This window comes from Lactobacillus sp. N54.MGS-719, from assembly GCF_000980505.1.
In the GTDB taxonomy this organism is placed as follows: Bacteria; Bacillota; Bacilli; order Lactobacillales; family Lactobacillaceae; genus Lactobacillus; species Lactobacillus amylovorus.
Genome location: NZ_LARO01000112.1, coordinates 1 through 1,214 on the forward strand (window position 1 = coordinate 1; position 1,214 = coordinate 1,214).

The window sequence follows — 1,214 nt, forward strand, 5'->3', positions numbered from 1 at the left end:
TAGAAAATATGCATCCCCATTAATGCCGGCTGCAGTTTCGCACTTGAATAAAGTGTTAAGTGATAAAACGAGAAAGCCAATGCAAGAAAAAGCAATGGCTGCTCGCAACATGGATTTACTTAACTGGATCGGCATGGAAACCAACGAAGAGTATGGTGAAATTGTCAGCCAAGGCGGAGACACTATTCGAATTATCAAACCTTTTGCAGATCATCACAAGATTTTAGATGAAATCAAGTTTGCGGAAGATCATGGAGCTGTAGCCGTTGGAATCGATATCGATCATATTGCTGGCAAAAACGGTAAATACGATGTAGTTGATGGGATTCCTCTAGGTTCGATTACAATGGATGACTTGAAGCATTATGCGGAAAACACTAAGTTGCCATTTATTGCTAAAGGCGTTTTATCTGTATCTGATGCCTTGAAGGCGCGCCAAGCGGGATGCAAGGCAATCGTAGTTTCTCATCACCACGGTCGTGTACCTTTCGGTGTTCCACCTCTAGCTGTTTTGCCTGATATTAAAAAGGCACTTGTTGGTAGTGGCATGGAAATTTATGCCGATGGTTCTTTGATGACTGGTTATGATGCATACAAAGCATTGGCTATGGGTGCTGATGCTGTCTTAATTGGCCGCGGAATCTTGTCAGAGCTGCTTCAAAGCGGTACTAAAGCGGTTGAAGATAAGCTTAAGCAAATGAATGAACAACTAGCAGAGATGATGATGTATACCGGTGTTAAGGATACAAAATCGTTTGATCCTAGTGTTTTGCATTATTAAAAATAAATAGAACAAGATAAAAACAATAAAAAGAGATTGCAACTGCAATCTCTTTTTTATAACTCAATTTTTTCATCAGGTAGTTTAACGTGCAATTTTTCAAAAGAAAAAGGCTTAATTAGAGAAATTTCATAGGCATCTAGAGCTAGATTTTCACCAGCAAAATCTGGATTGTACAATGGATCACCGACAATCGGACAGCCGATTGCGGCTAAATGAACACGAATTTGATGGGTGCGACCTGTTTCTAGCGTTAATTTAACTAAAGCTGTATTATCAGAATATTTTTTCAGTAGTTCATAATGAGTAACTGCATGCAAACCAGTTTTATTTACCATTCTTTTTCTTTGATCATCAGGATCCTGACCAATAGGAAGATCAATAGTACCGTTTTTCTTTAATTTATCCGCATGAATAACTTTAGCCAAATATT

2 protein-coding genes are annotated in these 1,214 nt (G+C 38.4%); one reads left to right on the forward strand and one right to left on the reverse strand.

Going from position 1 to position 1,214, the window contains the following annotated elements; all coding sequences use genetic code 11:
• On the forward strand, positions 1 to 781 hold a 781-nt coding region (locus tag WS44_RS09405), incomplete at its 5' end, for an alpha-hydroxy-acid oxidizing protein (protein WP_046434109.1).
• A gap of 56 nt (positions 782 to 837) precedes the next feature.
• Here WS44_RS09405 and WS44_RS09410 read toward each other — a convergent pair.
• On the reverse strand, positions 838 to 1,214 hold a 377-nt coding region (locus WS44_RS09410), incomplete at its 5' end, for a pseudouridine synthase (RefSeq protein WP_046434110.1).